Source organism: Vreelandella sp. H-I2, assembly GCF_052959335.1.
Genome location: NZ_JBRAMC010000003.1, coordinates 84636 through 101859, shown reverse-complemented (window position 1 = coordinate 101859; position 17224 = coordinate 84636). Strand labels below are relative to the sequence as shown.

Here is a 17224-nt window from a genome sequence, read left to right as displayed (position 1 = left end):
TTTCTAATTAACCAATTTCTTGCTCTATTCTTCGTCTTCAATGCGTAGCTGAGAATCCCCAGCCAGTACTTCGTCCCAAGCTTCTTCCAATGTGTAGCCTGAGCGGCTATCCACGGTATCGATAACTTCGACAGCATGTTGTAGCGACTCACGGTTACCTTTCAGCGCCACCACTAGTCTGGCGAGATCTTGCTTGCTGAAAGAGCTGGCAATACTGTCGGCTTGTTGGCTCAGTTCGATGCAGTTCATTAGTAATACCTCATGGTATGGCCATCCGCTGCCCAACCGACCATCGGTTTTAAAGCAGCCATCTTAATTAACGACGAATGGTGACGTTGCTACTCATGCTGGGCCGGATAAGTGCCCAGTTCGGTAACTGCGAAACGGTCACAAGCGTTACAAGACCTTCGCCTTTAGCACTTGGGTAATACTGGAGTGCTAGGGTTCTGTAGCAGGGATCAGTTCAGTGGCTCGGGATAACGAAACACCCTCCTGATCCATGACTTCACTATGGGTCACAGCGGGAAAGCTCACAATGCGTCATTGGCAGCACGGGTGGTTGTAACTCGACTACATAAGCGCTTATTAAGCACTAAAGATGTTAAAGACTTTCATAAGGGGCGCTAAAAGCGCAAATATGGCGACCAATCGTTAATTGGCCGCCATAGAGTAAGAAGAAGTTGCGTAACTTACTAGTGGGCTAAAGTCGATTAACCTGGTTGTGTACGAAAAACCTAGGGGTGGGAACGGACTCTGGAAACCGCATCCAACCAGCCCTGATAAAGCTGCTCACGAGTGGCTTCCTCCATTGCTGGTATAAAGCTTTTCTCACAGCGCCACAGTTGTTCGATCTCTTCCAGGGTTTGATACCAACCTAAACGCAGCCCCGCCAGATAGGCAGCGCCCAGCGCAGTGGTTTCCAAAATGGTGGGCCGATCTACCTGCACACCTAGCATGTCGGCAAGAAACTGTATCAACCAGCTGTTTTTCACCATACCACCGTCGACCCGCAAATTACCCGGCGGCGCTTCCATATCATCGTTCATACAGTGCTGCAGATCGCGGGTTTGGTAGCACACCGCCTGCAGTCCAGCCGCGACTATTTCCGCAATACCCGTATCGCGGGTTAAACCAAAAATAGCGCCACGTGCTTTCGGATCCCAGTGCGGCGCGCCTAAGCCAGTAAAGGCGGGTACGAGATAAACACTGTGGCCGCTGCGCGTTTCCTGGGCTAACGCTTCGGTTTCTGACGCATCGGCAAACAGGTTTAAACCATCGCGCAACCACTGTACTGTCGCCCCCGCCACGAAAATGCTGCCTTCCATTGCGTAGGTTGGCTTGCCGTTTAGCCGGTAACCAATCGTGGTCAGTAATCGATTTCGCGAGAGCGACGGCGTTTCACCGGTGTTCACGATCATAAAGCAGCCGGTGCCGTAGGTGCTCTTACCCATTCCCGGCTGAAAACACGCCTGTCCGACTAACGCGGCCTGCTGATCCCCGGCTACCCCAGCAATCGGCAACGCAGCGCCCAGCCAGTGTGCTTCGGTGGTACCAAAATCATCGCTGGAGTCTTTCACCTCGGGCAGCAGGTTCGCGGGTATGTTAAAAAGCGTCAGTAACTCTTCATCCCACTCTTGAGTATGGATATTGAACAGCGCCGTACGAGACGCATTGGTCGCATCAGTCACGTGCTGCTGGCTACCGGTTAACCGCCAGATTAAAAAGCTATCTACCGTGCCGAAAGCGAGTTCGCCTTGTTCGGCTCGCTCTCGTGCGCCCGGTACGTTCTCTAACATCCAGGCAAGCTTAGTCGCCGAGAAATAGGGGTCAATCAGCAGGCCTGTTTTTGCTTGAACAGTATCGGTATGCCCCTCGTCTCTCAGCGCTTGGCACAAATCCGACGTGCGACGATCCTGCCAGACGATGGCGTTATAGAGTGGCTTCCCCGTTTTTCTATCCCACAGAAGCGTGGTTTCACGCTGGTTGGTGATACCAATACCAGCAATTTGATCAGCGCTAATTTCAGCTTTATGCATGACGTCCCGACAGGTCGCCACCACCGTTTCCCAAATATCCTCTGGGTCGTGTTCAATCCAGCCATCGTGGGGGAAATGCTGGGTAAATTCTTGCTGGGCTACCGCAGTAACCTGGCCTTGGCGGTTAAAGAGAATGGCCCGCGAGCTGGTGGTACCTTGATCAACGGCGAGTATAAAAGAGGACATAACAAGTTCGCTTTGTTGTTTGAGCTTTCGGTTTTATATACTTGCTTTCGCTTTATTATGATCCAAGGCTACTCCAGCTGCCCACAATGCTCAAGGATGAAACTGCTACCCAACCTATTGAGGGCTTGGCTGAGATATTGAACGACAGTGAGACTAGGCAATATAGAGCGCCACATCGTGCTGATTGAGCAAGCGCTGAATCGCTTCTGGAGGTTTGCGATCGGTAAATAGCGCATCCAACTGTTCCAGATTGCCTTGCCGGACGACGGGATTACGGTGGAACTTAGAATAGTCGGCTGCCAAATAAATGCGCCGCGAATTAGCAATAATCGCTTGGGCGACGCGTACTTCCTGGTAATCGAACTCCAGCAGCGACCCATCCTCGTCAATACCGCTGATACCGATAATGCCATAATCCACTTTAAACTGGTTGATAAAGTCGATAGTGGCTTCCCCTATGATCCCCCCGTCACGAGAGCGCACCTGACCACCAGCGATGATCACCGTAAAGTCCTCTTTATGCTGCAAGATGGCCGCAACATTAAGGTTATTAGTAATGATCTCAAGGCCCTGGTGTTCTAATAACGCCTGGGCAATCACTTCATTACTGGTACCGATGTTAATAAACAGCGAGGAGTGGTTAGGTATGTGCTGAGCCAAACAGCGGGCAATGCGTTCTTTCTCTTCCAAATGGAGCGACTTGCGCGTGCTGTAGGCAGTATTCACCGTACTCGACTCAATCCCCACACCGCCATGCACCCGGCGAACCCGCCCTTCATCGGCCAAGGTGTTCAAATCGCGACGAATGGTTTGGGGAGTTACCGCAAAATGATCGGTGAGCTGCTCGATGCTCATATAGCCATGCTGACGGACTAGCTCGACAATGGCATCCTGACGAAATTGTTGATTCATAAGCACGGCCTGTTCGATTTTCATTGATATCTCAACATAATCTAGCAAAATTTTCGAAACCTAATAGCACTTATCAACTAATACGTCAGATATCAAACGCACAGGCCAAGCCGTGTCATTCTGCTTTAAAGCGGCCATACCGTAAGAATGAGAGGGATAGCGACAGCTAGCACCACTAGTGAAAGCGGCAGTCCCAACTTCCAATAATCGCCGAACCGATAACCACCAGGCCCTAATACCAGCGTATTCGATTGGTGACCGATTGGGGTTAAAAACGCACAAGAAGCGCTAACAGCGACCACCATCAAGAACGGATCAAGCGAGACATCAAAACCATTGGCTAAGCTTGACGCAATAGGCGCCATTAGCAGCGCCGCCGCTGCGTTGTTGACCACGTTAGAAAGCAGCATGGAAAGTAGAAACAGCCCGACCATGGTGACCACCACTGGCCAGTCGCTGCCAAACCGTAGCAGCACATCGGCGATCAAATCCGCACCGCCGCTCGTTTCCAGCGCCTCACCGACGGGTATCATCGCAGCTAACAGCACAAGCACTGGGCCATCAATGGCTTGATAACCTTCGCGCAATGGCAACACGCCAATCAGTAGCGAAATCAATGCGGCGGTGCTCATAGCCACTGCGGCCGGGAGTAAATCAAACAGCATGGCCATGATCGCTAATGCAAAAATGGCGATGGACAACACCAGTTTACGCGGCTGTCCCAGATGCAACTCACGGTTAGCCAGCGGTAGACACCCCAGTGAGGCCAAACTCTCTGAAATTTCTTTTTCATTGCCCTGAAGCAACAAAACGTCACCATTTTTAAAGCGGATATCGCGCAAGCGTTGTTTCAAACGTCCACCATCCCGGGCAACCGCTACCAAGTGCAGCCCAAACTGATGGTTTAAGCGTAATTGTCGCACGCTGCGGTTGATCATCATGGAATCATTACGAACCACAGCCTCTATCAGTTGCAGGCCCTCAGTATCCACCGGCTGGTGATCTTGTGCGGCACCTTCCTTTTTCGCCTTATCGGCGTCGTCACGGACGGGGTTTTCGACATCATCCGGCGCTTCTTCTAATTCTGCAACTGCGCTAAGCCCCACTTTGTCTTCCAGCATTTGCAGCTCGTCGGGTCCTGCTTCTAACAGCAGTATATCGCCCTCTTCCAAGGCCCCGTGGAAGTTATAGCCAGCGCGACGGTTGTCATCGCGCACGACCGCTAATACGGGAATCGTTTCGTCCAGCTCATCGCGCAGTTGCTGAAGCGTCAAGCCTTTGGCTTTCGACTCTTCACCCACTTTCAATTCGACTAAATAGTTGGCGGTATCGAACATTTCGTCAGTCGATGCTTGGCCGCTTCGCTTTGGCGTGAAGCGCCAGCCCACCAGCACAATAAACGCCAATCCCGCCAGCGCTACCGCAATGCCGACCGGAGCAAAGCTAAACATGCTAAATGCTTCATCGGTCACATCACGGCGATAACTGGAAATAATGATATTGGGTGGGGTACCTATTAAGGTCGTCAAACCACCCAGCAAGGAGCCAAATGCTAGTGGCATTAGCAGTAAAGAAGGCGAGGTGTTATGTTCACGGGCAAGCCGCATGGCCACCGGCAGCAGCAACGCCAAAGCCCCGACATTGTTCATAATACCCGAGAGCAATACGACGGTACCCACCAACACTAGTAACTGAAGCAGCAGGTTCTCACCCACTTTGAGTACTTGTTTGGCGATAATATCGACCACACCGGAACGCTCAAAGCCACGGCTGAGTACCAGTACTGCGGCAACGGTAATCACCGCCGGGTGGCCAAAACCGGTGAAGGCCTCTTCGGCTGGCACCAGCCCCAACATGACTGATCCCAGAAGCGCTGACAAAGCGACTAAATCGTAGCGAAACCTGCCCCAGACAAAGGCGACGAGTGTTAATCCAAGCACAATAAACACTAATGTACTTGGTGTTAGCGCCAACCATCCGAGATCTATCGTTTCGATATTCAGTGTCTCAACACCTGTACCATCGGCGCCTGAACTTTCAACACTTAAGTCCTCAGCAGACATCCTTTTCCTACTCCCTGGCCGCCGCTTGATAGGGGCAACATATTATTGGTGCACAACACGCTCACAGCATGATCATCGCCCTGCACATTAGGCGATTACTATACACACGTATAGCCCCTGAATACCCTTAGCCCCTGTATGCCCTTAAACTCTATATTTCTATAGACTTTACCAACAAAAAGCCCGGCATTGCCGAGCTATTAAAGAGCCTAAGCGAGTGAGAAATTTCGGATACAACCCACTGACTATGGCAAGAGAATGGTGGAGCCGGTGGTTTTGCGGCTTTGCACGGCGTCTTGAGCTTTGCCTGCTTCTGCTAACGGGTACCGATTGGCGATATCTATTTTGATTTTGCCGCTTTCAAGCATGGCGAAAAAGTCATTACTCATCATTTCCAAGCGCTCGCGGGTATCAGCGTAGCCGTTAAGGCTGGGGCGGGTTACAAAAAGAGAGCCTTTCTGGTTGAGAATGCCGATATTGACGCCCTCGACCGGTCCAGAGGCGTTACCAAAGCTCACCATAAGCCCGCGGGTCTTTAGGCAATCCAGCGACATTTCCCAGGTGTCTTTACCTACTGAGTCATACACGACATCGCACATTTCGCCGTTAGTTAGCTCACGCACACGCTCGACCACGCTCTCTTCGCTGTAGTTGATCGTTGCCCAAGCGCCGTTAGCCATCGCAAGGTCTGCTTTCTCCTGCGAACTAACGGTACCAATCAGCTTAACGCCCAACGACTTCGCCCACTGACAGGCAATCGATCCCACCCCACCCGCAGCTGCGTGAAACAGAATGGTTTCTCCGCCTTTCAGTTCATAAGTTTGGCGCAGCAGATACTGCACGGTCAGGCCCTTGAGCATACTGGCCGCCGCCGTCTCGAAATCGACGAAATCAGGGAGCTTGACCACTTTAGCCGCAGGCAGTGTGTGAAGTGCTGCATAGGCACCCAACGGTCCTTGGGCATAGGCCACACGATCACCAACGTTTAAGTGCGTGACACCCGCACCAACGGCATCGACCACCCCGGCGCCTTCGGTGCCTAGCCCGGAAGGCATAGAGGGCGCAGGATAAAGCCCGGTACGGACATAAATATCAATAAAATTAAGGCCAACGGCCTGATTGGCAATACGCACCTCACCCTGGCCGGGTTCAGCGGGCGTAACGTCGACCAGTTCGAGAACATCAGAACCGCCGGTACGAGCAAACTGGATACGCTGAGACATTAAGGTTTCCTTTCTTTATTCGGCTTGTTAATGATAGCCATGACAATAGGTGCTGCTATACAAGCGCGTCAGGGGCTATAAATCAAGCTAGCACGCTAGCGTCTGTTGCTGGACTTGAATATTGGTCTTAGGACCAGGAGTGGATGAAATCCCGCTGTCATGCACCCATGCTAGAATTATGTCTCTTTTATCGTCTAGGGCTTAGAGATTTGTCATGACGCATCCCGCTATTCAAGTTCCTGCGCTGATCGCCCACCGCGGCTACTCTGCCGCTGCCCCTGAAAACACCTTGGCAGCGGTGCGCACCGCCCACCAAGCGGGAGCCACATGGGTAGAATTGGATGTACAACTACTGGGTGACGGCACACCGGTCATTTGGCACGACGCCGATGTGGCGCGTTGTTCAAACGGGCGAGGCAATCTCGCTTCCCTGAATTGGGCGACGGCAAAAACGCTGGATGCAGGCAGCTGGTTTGGCGATAGCTTTGCGGGTGAAAAAATGCCCAGCTTAGAGGCCATGCTAGCGCTGCTTAACGAGTTGGAAATGGGCGTCAACATGGAGATCAAAGTCAACAAAGGCCGCGACCCTATTGCGTTGGTTGAGCGCGCCCTGCCAGAGATGCTGGATACGCTGCCTCCCGAGCGGCTGATTATCTCCTCCTTCAATGCCAGCGCTCTTGCCCACTGCCGTCAGTTTGCAAGCAAAGAGCGCTTGGCACTAGGGGTACTGTTTGGCAGCGTACCCAAAAACTGGCGAGCGCAGTGTGAAGCCATTGAGGCTTTCAGCGTGCACCCCGACTGGCCACGTTTGAAACGTGCTCAAGCGGATGCCATGCAGCGCGATGGTTACCAAATATTGTGCTACACCGCCAATGACCCGAGCGCATTTCACAGCCGCTGGGCGTGGGGCATCGCCAGTGTGATCACAGACGAGCCCGCCGCGTTCAAACGCTTTTTAGATAGCCATTGATCGATGCAAATGCTCAATATGTTCAAATAAATGACAAGGAATAATCTACCGTGAAGTACCTAGGAGCCCATGTGAGCACTGCGGGTGGCGCAGACCAAGCCGTTCAAAGGGCGGTAGAAATTGGCGCCAATGCCTTTGCACTGTTCACCAAAAATCAGCGCCAGTGGCAGGGTAAACCACTCACCGATGAGGCTATTCAAGCGTTTCGTGACGCCTGTGCTGAGCGTAACTTCGCGCCGGAGCAGATCCTGCCCCACGATAGTTATCTGATCAACCTTGGCCACCCTGAACAGGAAGGCCTGCACAAGTCTCGGGCGGCATTTCTTGATGAAATGCAGCGCTGCGAGCAGCTTGGCCTGACTCTGCTCAACTTTCACCCTGGTAGCCACCTAAACAAAATCAGCGAAAGCGACTGCCTGAAACGTATTGCCGAGTCCGTTAATGAAGCGCTTGTGCATACCAGTGGTGTTACCGCAGTGATTGAGAATACCGCTGGGCAAGGCACTAACCTAGGCTGGCGCTTCGAGCATTTGGCCGAGATCATTGAGCACGTAGACGATAAAACCCGCGTTGGCGTATGCATTGATACCTGCCACGCCTTTGCAGCAGGCTATGACCTGCGCAGCGCCCACGTTACACAAGCAACGCTAGATGAATTCGCTAATGTGGTGGGGTTTGAGTACTTACGCGGCATGCACTTAAATGACGCCAAGAGCGACTTTGCCAGCCGGGTTGATCGCCATCATAGCCTAGGGAAAGGCAACATCGGCCTGCCTGCTTTTACTACTATCATGCAAGATGCGCGGATTAGCGGCATTCCCATGATTTTAGAAACGATCGAACCCGACATATGGGCTGAGGAAATTAGCTGGCTGCGCGCTCAAGCGACCGAAGCAGATCCCACCCACCTAAGGAGTGTGCAATGAGCGATACCGATCTCGGTAGTTTGGATGCCCAGTCCTTAGCTCGCTTGTTTAAAAGCCGAGGCACCTCCCCAATTGAAGCAACCCGCGCAGCGCTGGAGCGAATTGCGCGTTTCAATCCAGCGGTTAATGCCTATGTCTATGTAGATGCTGACGGCGCAGAGGCAGCGGCAAGCGCTTCAACCCGGCGCTGGAGCGAAGGAAAACCGCTCAGTCCCATCGATGGCATTCCGGTATCACTTAAAGATTTGACCCAAGTGGCGGGCATGCCCTGTCGCGAAGGGTCGCTTACTTCGTCTGACGCGTTATGCGATACCGATGCGCCCCCAGCACGTATGCTACGCGAAGCAGGTGCAGTGATACTGGGCAAAACCAACACGCCCGAATTCGGCTGGAAAGCGGTCACCGATAACCGCCTCTTTGGCGCTACGGCCAACCCCTGGGATACGCGCTTAACGTCGGGTGGTTCTTCAGGCGGTGCCGCTGTGGCTGCAGCGCTCAATATGGGAGTGCTACACCAGGGAGGCGACTCAGGTGGTTCCATTCGCATTCCTGCCGCTTTCACCGGGGTATTTGGCTTTAAGCCGACCTACGGCTGGACACCCCAGTGGCCGCCCGCGAAAGAACCCAGCCTTTCACATCTAGGGCCATTAACCCGCACCGTGCGCGATGCCGTCAGCATGCTGAACGTGATAGGCCGCTACGATTACCGTGACCCCTACGCCACGCGCGGGCAGCCGGATTGCTGGGGAGTGGACCTCGATAAAGGTCTAGCCGGATTAAGGATTGGTTACTCCGCTGATCTTGGTTATGCCAAGGTAGATCCGCAGATCGCTGAACGCGTGCGCGAAGCGGCAGGTAGGCTAGAGGCATTGGGCGCTGAAGTGATCGAAGTGAGCCCAGGTTTTTTGTCCCCGCTGGAGACTTTCCGCAAGCTTTGGTTTACCGCCTCGTTAGAGCAGTGGTCACAAATGAATCAACATCAGCGCACACTTCTGGACCCAGGCATGGTCACCAATGCCCGAGAAGCGGAACCCTGGAAAGCGGTTGAGCTGTTTCGTGCCTGGGCCGATCGTGCAGAATTAACGCAGCGCCTGGAGCATTTCAACCAAGAGTATCATTTGCTAATGACCCCCTCGGTGGCTATCTCACCGTTTGAAATTAACCACGAAGTTCCCCCAGGCAGCAACATGCGGGATTGGGAAGAGTGGGCACCCTTTAGCTACCCCTTTAACCTTAGCCAGCAACCCGCCGCATCGGTGCCCTGTGGATTCACCGAAAACGGTTTACCGGTGGGCTTTCAGCTCGCAGGTGGTAAGTACGATGATGTTCGTGTTCTGCGCGCCTGTCATGCCTATATGGAAGCGCACCCACCGCGGTTTCCCAGTGCACCTAATGCCGCCCAGCCTGCTTAATGCTTGCTCAGGATGGAAAAAACCAGCCAAGCTTTACGCTTGGCTGGTTTTTTGTGATCAGTACTGTTTTTTGAGAACGATGCTATTTTTGCAATTAATACCGGTATTACATTGCTGAAAGCTTCTCTTCATCCCATATGCCCGACATACGCACCATGGCAAGCGCTTCATCGAGATTGTCCATTTCTTCGATCATGACCAATTCGCTTTCTAGGCTCACCGGTTGACCGGCCTTCTCAGATAACAGTTTTTCCAGGGAAGCTACATCCATAGCGTCGTCTAATTGGTGAGCATCTATTGAGGCGCTATTACGACCGGGTAAATAGATAGTGCCATTAGAGAAATCCACGGCGTAGGCGATCACGCCAGGTACAATAAAAAACAGCAACCCCACCCCGTTGGCGATTGCGATAACCGGATCGATATCACCGCTCAATTGGCCTTTGCGCTCAGGATAAAAAAGCGTACCGCAACCACTCAGTGACACAATGGAGACGCCCACTACGGCGCCTGTCAACCAGCGACGAACGGCTTGATGCATGAAGGTTCCCTCAAGATGTAAAGAAACGGTAGTCAGTCTATTTTTTTGTCCCGACCAATCCTGGTACCGACTAACGCGCCTTAAAGCTCACTCAGTTTAACACAGTCATCTGAAAGCGCAGGTAGTTTACAAACCACTCTATTTTGCCGCTTTAACCACGAGGCCGTACAATGGCATCATTCAACGCTACGGGGCATCGCCCTGATGGTAAGCATCGCTATTTAGCTATGATTTAAAAACGATTTCAAAAAACGATTCTTAAAAACTTATTTAACAAACACGCACCCAGGAATACTCGTCCCATGCGCGCCAGCCAATTATTGATTGCCACTCTGAAAGAAACCCCGGCCGACGCCGAAGTCATTAGCCATCAGCTAATGCTCCGCGCCGGGATGATCCGTCGTTTAACATCAGGGCTTTACACGTGGCTGCCGCTTGGCCTGCGCACATTGCGCAAAGTAGAAGCCATTGTGCGCGAAGAAATGAACCGTGCCGGCGCGCAAGAAGTATTGATGCCTGCTGTGCAGCCGGCTGAGCTTTGGCAGGAGTCTGGCCGTTGGGAGCAGTACGGCCCTGAGCTTTTGCGCTTAACAGATCGCCACGACCGCGATTACTGTGTCGGCCCGACCCACGAAGAAGTCATTACCGATCTTGTTCGCAAAGAGATCGCCAGTTACAAGCAATTACCGGTCAATTTCTATCAGATTCAGACGAAATTTCGCGACGAAATTCGCCCGCGTTTTGGGGTCATGCGTTCACGTGAGTTCATTATGAAGGACGCTTACTCCTTCCACCTTGATGAAGCCTCGCTGAAACAGACTTACCAAGATATGTATGACGCCTACACGCGCATTTTCACGCGTTTAGGACTCGACTTTCGCCCGGTTATCGCCGACAACGGCTCCATCGGCGGCACCGGCTCACATGAATTCCACGTGCTTGCGGATTCGGGCGAAGACGATATTGTGTTCTCCACCTCTTCGGGCTACGCGGCCAATATGGAAAAAGCCGAGGCGTTGCCTGCTCCGCTGGGCAGCGACGTACAGCGCGAAGCGCCTACCCAAGAGATGCATTTGGTAGATACACCTAACGCTAAAACTATTGCTACTCTGGTTGAGCAGTTTGATCTAACGATTGAGAAAACGGTGAAGACCTTGATCGTGCGTGCCGCCGAGGGTGGCCTGATTGCTCTATTGGTACGCGGCGATCATGAGCTGAACGAGGTAAAAGCTGAGAACCTTCCGCAAGTGGCGGCCCCGCTGACCATGGGTAGCGAAGAGGAAATTCGCGCAGCAACCGGTGCAGGCTTTGGCTCGCTTGGTCCGGTGAACCTTGATATGCCCATTATTGCCGACCGCAGCGTTGCCCTGATGAGCGACTTTGGCGCGGGTGCCAATATTGAAGGCAAGCACTATTTCGGCATTAACTGGGAGCGTGATGTGGCCCTGCCCGAAGTGGCCGACCTGCGCAATGTCGTTGAAGGTGATCCGTCCCCAGATGGCCAAGGCACGCTCTCTATCAAGCGGGGAATCGAAGTCGGTCACGTTTTCCAGCTTGGCCAAAAATATTCTCAAGCCATGAACGCCAACGTGCTGGGCGACAACGGCAAGACCAGCCACCCGTGGATGGGCTGCTATGGCATCGGTGTGACCCGTGTGGTTGCCGCCGCCATTGAGCAGAATCACGACGAATCGGGCATTATCTGGCCCAACGCTATTGCGCCATTCCAAGTGGCCCTGGTACCCATGAATGCGCATAAATCCCAGCGTGTTCGCGAAGAGTCTGAGCGTCTTTACCAAGCGCTAACCGCCGCTGGCTTAGACGTATTGCTGGATGACCGAGACACCCGGCCCGGCGTTAAGTTTGCCGACTTGGAGCTAATGGGCGTTCCTCATCGCCTAGTGATAGGCGACCGGGGCCTGGACAACGGTGAGCTGGAATACAAAGGTCGCCGGGATAGCGAAGCGACGATGGTGTCTGCAGATCAAATTATCGACTTCCTACTTGAGAAGGCCCGCTAAACTCGCCAAGGCAGCCGCTGAGTCTATTGTTATAGCGCGGCGGTGGCTAAGCGTTGCAATGACGCTTAACATGCTCTTGCTGGGACACGCAGGGCTGGCAGTAGCACAACCGCTACCGCCGGGCCTGCGCCCTACCCTAGAAGCCGTTAATCAGCAGCATCAAACGGCTCAACAGCAATGGCTAGCGCACCAATGGCGTTTACGCATGGACACAGCGCTAGCGCTTTTTATGGATAACGCTGCAGAGCGCCAGACGCTACTGACGCACCTCTACCAAGAAGCCAGGCTGGCAGGTTTACCTCCCGAATTGATACTAGCCTTAATTCAAGTGGAAAGTGCCTTTAAAGCAGATGCGATTTCCTCGGCAGGCGCTGTCGGCTTAATGCAAATCATGCCCTTCTGGGTCAGCGAGTTAGGGCTGCCAATAGACGACTTAACCCATCCACCGCGCAATTTGCGCTATGGCTGTACGATTTTGGCGCACTACCTCGCGATCGAAAACGGCGACTTTACCCGTGCATTAGCGCGTTATAACGGCAGCTTGGGGGAAACGTGGTACCCGGAGCGAGTCATGCGGGCCTGGCGAGATACCTGGCGCCAACCAACGCTGCGTTAAGCGCTAAAGTCCAACACAGTTCCTATCGATAGGCATTATTTATCAAGCTTATCGCAGGATAGGAGCGGTAATGCCGTTACGCTCTAACAAAAAAAGCCAGCCCCAAATGGGCTGGCAACTGGAGGCTTACTGGTCGAGCAAACCCCCTCCCCTGACAACGTTGACGCAAGATGAGTTGGCTATTTCTTACTTCTTACGCTCACCTTTACGTAAATGATCGCGAATCACCCAGCCTACCCAGCCCACCATAAAAGCGATGAGCAGGGCGACAGTAACCAAGCTAAAAATAACGGTGTCATCCCAGTACATGGTGCTTCCCCCCGCCGTGATGTATGCGTTCATACTAGTCACAAAAGCGCAGTCGAAAGCTGACCCAGATCAAGTTACGAGTGGCGGGAAAAGGCGGTTACTTAGAAAATTGATATCGGTCAATTTTTATCGATTATCAGCGTGGCTAGCGCACGCATTAAAGCACCTTACGATCTTCGACCTTACTATGCTCGGTGCCCGGCGGCAGCGGATGACCTTTTGCCAATTCGGCGCGGGTGGCGTCACGCACGTCTAGAATCGTTACTTGGTAATTAAGTGTTCGCCCAGCAAGGGGATGGTTGGTATCAACGGTGACACGGTCACCATCCACTTCCAGTACCGTCACGATTTGTGGCCCGGCTTCGCCTTCGGTTTGAAAGCGACTGCCTGGCGCCAACTCAGCGTTGCCAAACGATCCGCGGCTCACTTCTTGGACCAGCGCCTCGTTGCGTACACCGTAGGCATCGGCGGGCATTAGTTGAACACTTAGCTCGGCCCCGGTCGTTTGGCCCGCAAGTGCACGCTCTAGCCCCGGCACGATATTGTCGTGCCCGTGAAGATACTCCAATGGCTTGTTACGTGCATGGGAATCATCGAGTACTTGCTTGCTGCCATCGTTGAGCACGTCGCTGAGGACATAGTGCAAGGTAACTACCTGATGCGCCGTAATCGACATGGAAAACTCCTCTCCGGTAAGCTGTCGGTTTTGTGATAGAACTTTGTGATAGAACTTTGTAATAGAACATCTCCTCAGCTTATCACTTGGCCATCGCTAACGTCTTTCCAGGAGTCTTGCTTAATGCCCAGCCCCACCCCCCAGCGCAGTTGGCTTGCTGCACTGGCGATTTATTGTCGTGCGCCCGTTATCACCATGCTTTTTTTGGGGTTTTCCGCAGGCCTGCCATTTCTACTGGTATTTTCAACCCTCTCAGCTTGGCTGCGCAGCGATGGGGTGGAAGTCGCGGCGATTGGCTTTTTTGCCTGGATTGGAATGCTCTATTCGATCAAGTTTTTCTGGGCGCCGGTGGTTGACCGATTAGCACTACCACTGCTGACCCGCGCCTTTGGCCAACGCCGCGGCTGGATGCTGTTAGCGCAAGGGACGATTGCCGCTGGGTTGGTAGGGCTGGCGGGCTTAAGCCCCGTCGGGAATCTTGGCTGGGTGGCCCTGTTTGCACTGCTCGTGGCCTTTGGTTCAGCGACGCAAGATATTGCTATCGACGCTTATCGCATCGAGTCCGCTGATGACAACGTCCAGGCCGCTATGGCTTCCACTTATATCATTGGCTATCGCGGTGGCTTGCTTGCTGCCGGCGCTGGGGCGCTGTATATCGCGGCATCCGCCTCTTGGGATATAGCTTATCTCTGCATGGCGACGTTAATGAGCGTTGGTGTACTTACCGTCCTGCTGCGTCCGGAACCCAAGCGTGCATCACTCTCCATTCAACTGATTCACGAACCCAAGGTGCGTGCCTTTATACGTGCCAGCCGAGGTAAACCCAAAATTTTACGCCGTTTGGGTGCCTGGAGCATTGGCGCACTGGTGTGCCCGTTTACCGATTTCTTTCGCCGTTTCGGGGTCAAGGCGCTATGGATTTTGGTCTTTATTGCAGTGTTTAGAATTAGCGACCTGGCCATGGCTTCCATGGCCAATCCGCTGTATATCGACCTGGGATTTTCGCTGGCAGAAATAGCTAACGTGACCAATATATTTGGCATCGCAATGAGCATTGCGGGGGGAATCTTAGGTGGGCTGTTAGTGGCGCGTTACGGTATCGGCCCTTTGCTCATCTTCGGTGCAGGGTTGGTGATGGTGACCAACCTGCTGTTTGCGGCCCTTGCCGTCATGGGCAACCAGCTTCCCATGCTGGTGGTCACGATTATTGGTGACAACCTCGCCAATGGCTTAGCCAGCGCGGTGTTTATCGCCTTTCTTTCCAGCCTTACGTCAAGGGCTTATACCGCGACGCAGTACGCGCTGTTTTCGTCGCTAATGACGCTACCGGGAAAATTTTTGAGCGGCTTTGGCGGGTTGGTGGTTACAGCCCAGGGCTATCCGAGCTTTTTTGTCATTGCGACGCTGCTGGGCATCCCCGCCATTGTCTTAGCCATCTGGATCAGCCGAGACCAGCAGTTAGTACCGACCCCCAAGCCTGCTTAAGCAAGCTTGAAGGGGTAACTTAGCGATGAGCTTCTAACCAGTCCAGGGCCCCTGGCGTCGTACGCCACTGGTCGCGCATCAACGTGCGGTACTGCCACGCTTCAGCCCGGGAGCCGGGGTCTACCTGACCATCGGGATGGGGCATGGAGGGCCTTGGGTTCTCGGCACAAATCAGCTCCAACGCGTAGCGATTATGACCAACTGCATCGCCTAGCGCCGTTTCAGCAGCCTCATGCTGTTCTAACCGATAGAGCGCTAGGGTTTTGCCCATTAACAACCCAAGCACCAGCGAACCGTCGTCGTCATTCTCTTCGACCAAGGCGAGCGCTTCTTCATTACGGTCGTCCCGCAGCAGTTGGTCCAACACCAGCTCGCGAAGCCCCAAGCTGTCTTCCTGATCGATCAACAGCAACTCTTCGGCCAACTCGCGGGAGTGCTGACGCGCGCCTCGCTCCATGCCCACCACTAGCGCCAAGCCGGTGCGTAGCAATATGGCGTTATCAGCATCGTCCCAGCAAAGGTTGCCATCGCCTTCAGCGCGGGCCTGTTCCAACCAGCGTGAAAGGCGTAATGCCAGCGGCTCCAGCAGGCTGGGTGCCATCCACGGCAAGCTACCAAAGCGGCTAGTAAGCGCCAATGTTAAATCTTGCACTACCTGCGGGGCATCCAGCCACTCAGGATGCGCGCAGAGCGCCGACATCCATTCAATCGCGTTGCCCCAAGGATCATCGCGAAACCCCAGCGCTACGTCTTCGTCAACCAATACCTGAAACTGCTCATGCCAGGCGGCAAAGAGCGTCGCTTCACGCGCACTGGTGTTATAAAGCAGCCGGCCACTGTCAGGATCGGCTTGAATATTGATTTTGGGGGCAATAGGCAACGCGGCCAGTAGCGCCTGAAGCGACACCAGCGGTGTGGCCAGGTCCTCCTCCGCACTGAGCAGTTGATCGGCAAGCGTTGCGCCGGGGTTTTCCGCCAGGGCAGCTAAGAAATCGAGTTGGTCTTCGTCCAGTTCTCCTTGACGAACCAAGCGGCGATACCAGAAGTTGGCGCGCTCTTTAGCTTCCTGCTCATGGCCTTCATGAAGCAGCAACATGGCCTCGATATAAGCTAAGGTGGGCGAGTCAGGCAGCGCCTGCTGAGCTTTTACAAAGGCACCGCGGGCGCTATCCAAGTCATCATTATCAAGATGCATCAAGCACAGGCGTTCAAGAGCGACGCCGCGCAAAAACATCGGCCCGCGCTCCATAACATCGTCAAGCAGGTCGGCGCGCTTGCGGGTAAAACCACGCTCTTGGTAAATATCCAGCAGAATTTCAAAAGCTGGCTCGGCCTGTTCGGGCAATCGTGACCAATCGCTGCCGTCAAACAGCGATTCAAGGATTTGCATAGCACGCCCCGTCTGGCCACTCTCAGCCGCGATTAAGCCAGCTTCCAACAATGCTTGCGGCGGCGCTTGCTGACTATCCAGGGCAGCTTTCAGGGTGGCACCCTTCCACTCACGCAGCGAGAGCATCCACATCATCTGGTCGGGAATGTCGGTGGGAAACTCAACCTTATAGCAGCACTGCTTAAATTTACGCCCCGAGTCACACCAGCATGGCTCATTACGCCCCGGCGTTGCCAGCGGCTCACAGGCAAAACTTAGCCGTTCCAGCGGCGTTTGTGACCACAGCACCGGCGCCAGCGCCTGGGCCATTGCCACATCACCTTCGAATGCGTCTGCGCCTTTGGCGCGCACCCAGGTCATGAAGTCCGGATAATGTTCTTGCTGCCTGATTGCCGAGAGTGCCCCGGAGGCAAATCCCAGCAGCTGATCGACCCATACCGCTAGCATTGCCGTCTCCA

Annotated in this window: 15 protein-coding genes; 6 read left to right on the top strand and 9 right to left on the bottom strand. The window is 53.8% G+C overall.

Annotated elements, in window-relative coordinates; all coding sequences use genetic code 11:
• Positions 1 to 24: 24 nt before the first annotated feature.
• The 5 genes from ACUVOF_RS08270 to ACUVOF_RS08250 form a co-directional block, all read right to left on the bottom strand.
• The gene (locus ACUVOF_RS08270; RefSeq protein WP_447043897.1) at positions 25 to 249 is read right to left on the bottom strand and encodes a hypothetical protein; all 225 of its coding nucleotides are present in this window, start codon (positions 247 to 249) and stop codon (positions 25 to 27) included.
• A gap of 485 nt (positions 250 to 734) precedes the next feature.
• Entirely contained in the window at positions 735 to 2222 is a 1488-nt protein-coding gene (gene glpK, locus ACUVOF_RS08265; protein ID WP_447043896.1) for a glycerol kinase GlpK, read from the bottom strand.
• Positions 2223 to 2375: 153 nt separating this feature from the next.
• Positions 2376 to 3134 (bottom strand): DeoR/GlpR family transcriptional regulator, encoded by a 759-nt coding sequence (locus tag ACUVOF_RS08260; protein ID WP_113268413.1) that lies wholly within the window; start codon positions 3132 to 3134, stop codon positions 2376 to 2378.
• Positions 3135 to 3259: 125 nt separating this feature from the next.
• Positions 3260 to 5197, bottom strand: a complete 1938-nt coding sequence (locus tag ACUVOF_RS08255; protein ID WP_447043895.1) for an SLC13 family permease — start codon at positions 5195 to 5197, stop codon at positions 3260 to 3262.
• Between the two features lie 245 nt (positions 5198 to 5442).
• Positions 5443 to 6420: an NADPH:quinone reductase gene (locus tag ACUVOF_RS08250; RefSeq protein WP_447043894.1), complete on the bottom strand. Its 978-nt coding sequence runs from the start codon at positions 6418 to 6420 to the stop codon at positions 5443 to 5445.
• 214 nt (positions 6421 to 6634) lie between these two features.
• Between ACUVOF_RS08250 and ACUVOF_RS08245 the strand changes: the two genes are divergently transcribed.
• Genes ACUVOF_RS08245 through ACUVOF_RS08235 form a run of 3 tightly spaced genes read left to right on the top strand, consistent with a single transcriptional unit; the run spans position 6635 to position 9728 of the window.
• The gene (locus ACUVOF_RS08245) at positions 6635 to 7390 is read left to right on the top strand and encodes a glycerophosphodiester phosphodiesterase family protein (RefSeq protein WP_447043893.1); all 756 of its coding nucleotides are present in this window, start codon (positions 6635 to 6637) and stop codon (positions 7388 to 7390) included.
• A gap of 50 nt (positions 7391 to 7440) precedes the next feature.
• Positions 7441 to 8316: a deoxyribonuclease IV gene (gene nfo / locus ACUVOF_RS08240; RefSeq protein WP_447043892.1), complete on the top strand. Its 876-nt coding sequence runs from the start codon at positions 7441 to 7443 to the stop codon at positions 8314 to 8316.
• Positions 8313 to 9728, top strand: coding sequence for an amidase (locus ACUVOF_RS08235; protein WP_447043891.1), 1416 nt, complete (start codon positions 8313 to 8315; stop codon positions 9726 to 9728). Before nfo ends, ACUVOF_RS08235 begins: the two co-directional genes overlap by 4 nt.
• A gap of 106 nt (positions 9729 to 9834) precedes the next feature.
• Here the strand turns inward: ACUVOF_RS08235 and ACUVOF_RS08230 are convergent, their stop codons facing one another.
• A complete protein-coding gene (locus tag ACUVOF_RS08230; protein WP_447043890.1) occupies positions 9835 to 10269 on the bottom strand; it encodes a hypothetical protein in 435 nt (144 codons plus the stop codon).
• A gap of 302 nt (positions 10270 to 10571) precedes the next feature.
• On the opposite strand from ACUVOF_RS08230, the gene ACUVOF_RS08225 reads away from it, so the two are divergent.
• Entirely contained in the window at positions 10572 to 12290 is a 1719-nt protein-coding gene (locus ACUVOF_RS08225) for a proline--tRNA ligase (protein ID WP_447043889.1), read from the top strand.
• A 58-nt stretch (positions 12291 to 12348) separates the two neighbouring features.
• The gene (locus ACUVOF_RS08220; RefSeq protein WP_447043888.1) at positions 12349 to 12906 is read left to right on the top strand and encodes a lytic transglycosylase domain-containing protein; all 558 of its coding nucleotides are present in this window, start codon (positions 12349 to 12351) and stop codon (positions 12904 to 12906) included.
• A 186-nt stretch (positions 12907 to 13092) separates the two neighbouring features.
• Here the strand turns inward: ACUVOF_RS08220 and ccoM are convergent, their stop codons facing one another.
• Together ccoM and ACUVOF_RS08210 are read right to left on the bottom strand one after the other, a co-directional pair.
• The gene (gene ccoM, locus ACUVOF_RS08215; RefSeq protein ID WP_447043887.1) at positions 13093 to 13248 is read right to left on the bottom strand and encodes a cytochrome c oxidase subunit CcoM; all 156 of its coding nucleotides are present in this window, start codon (positions 13246 to 13248) and stop codon (positions 13093 to 13095) included.
• A gap of 124 nt (positions 13249 to 13372) precedes the next feature.
• The gene (locus ACUVOF_RS08210) at positions 13373 to 13891 is read right to left on the bottom strand and encodes an FKBP-type peptidyl-prolyl cis-trans isomerase (RefSeq protein ID WP_447043886.1); all 519 of its coding nucleotides are present in this window, start codon (positions 13889 to 13891) and stop codon (positions 13373 to 13375) included.
• Between the two features lie 123 nt (positions 13892 to 14014).
• On the opposite strand from ACUVOF_RS08210, the gene ACUVOF_RS08205 reads away from it, so the two are divergent.
• Positions 14015 to 15376 carry an AmpG family muropeptide MFS transporter gene (locus ACUVOF_RS08205; protein WP_447043885.1) on the top strand — a complete coding sequence of 454 codons (1362 nt, stop codon included), beginning with the start codon at positions 14015 to 14017 and terminating at the stop codon, positions 15374 to 15376.
• A 19-nt stretch (positions 15377 to 15395) separates the two neighbouring features.
• Here the strand turns inward: ACUVOF_RS08205 and ACUVOF_RS08200 are convergent, their stop codons facing one another.
• A complete protein-coding gene (locus tag ACUVOF_RS08200) occupies positions 15396 to 17213 on the bottom strand; it encodes an SEC-C metal-binding domain-containing protein (RefSeq protein ID WP_447043884.1) in 1818 nt (605 codons plus the stop codon).
• Positions 17214 to 17224 lie beyond the last annotated feature (11 nt).

Coding starts and splice junctions, on each gene's coding strand:
- ACUVOF_RS08270 (WP_447043897.1), bottom strand. CDS start 249: ATGAACTGCATCGAACTGAGCCAACAAGCCGACAGTATTGCCAGCTCT.
- glpK (WP_447043896.1), bottom strand. CDS start 2,222: ATGTCCTCTTTTATACTCGCCGTTGATCAAGGTACCACCAGCTCGCGG.
- ACUVOF_RS08260 (WP_113268413.1), bottom strand. CDS start 3,134: ATGAATCAACAATTTCGTCAGGATGCCATTGTCGAGCTAGTCCGTCAG.
- ACUVOF_RS08255 (WP_447043895.1), bottom strand. CDS start 5,197: ATGTCTGCTGAGGACTTAAGTGTTGAAAGTTCAGGCGCCGATGGTACA.
- ACUVOF_RS08250 (WP_447043894.1), bottom strand. CDS start 6,420: ATGTCTCAGCGTATCCAGTTTGCTCGTACCGGCGGTTCTGATGTTCTC.
- ACUVOF_RS08245 (WP_447043893.1), top strand. CDS start 6,635: ATGACGCATCCCGCTATTCAAGTTCCTGCGCTGATCGCCCACCGCGGC.
- ACUVOF_RS08235 (WP_447043891.1), top strand. CDS start 8,313: ATGAGCGATACCGATCTCGGTAGTTTGGATGCCCAGTCCTTAGCTCGC.
- ACUVOF_RS08230 (WP_447043890.1), bottom strand. CDS start 10,269: ATGCATCAAGCCGTTCGTCGCTGGTTGACAGGCGCCGTAGTGGGCGTC.
- ACUVOF_RS08225 (WP_447043889.1), top strand. CDS start 10,572: ATGCGCGCCAGCCAATTATTGATTGCCACTCTGAAAGAAACCCCGGCC.
- ACUVOF_RS08220 (WP_447043888.1), top strand. CDS start 12,349: ATGACGCTTAACATGCTCTTGCTGGGACACGCAGGGCTGGCAGTAGCA.
- ccoM (WP_447043887.1), bottom strand. CDS start 13,248: ATGAACGCATACATCACGGCGGGGGGAAGCACCATGTACTGGGATGAC.
- ACUVOF_RS08210 (WP_447043886.1), bottom strand. CDS start 13,891: ATGTCGATTACGGCGCATCAGGTAGTTACCTTGCACTATGTCCTCAGC.
- ACUVOF_RS08205 (WP_447043885.1), top strand. CDS start 14,015: ATGCCCAGCCCCACCCCCCAGCGCAGTTGGCTTGCTGCACTGGCGATT.
- ACUVOF_RS08200 (WP_447043884.1), bottom strand. CDS start 17,213: ATGCTAGCGGTATGGGTCGATCAGCTGCTGGGATTTGCCTCCGGGGCA.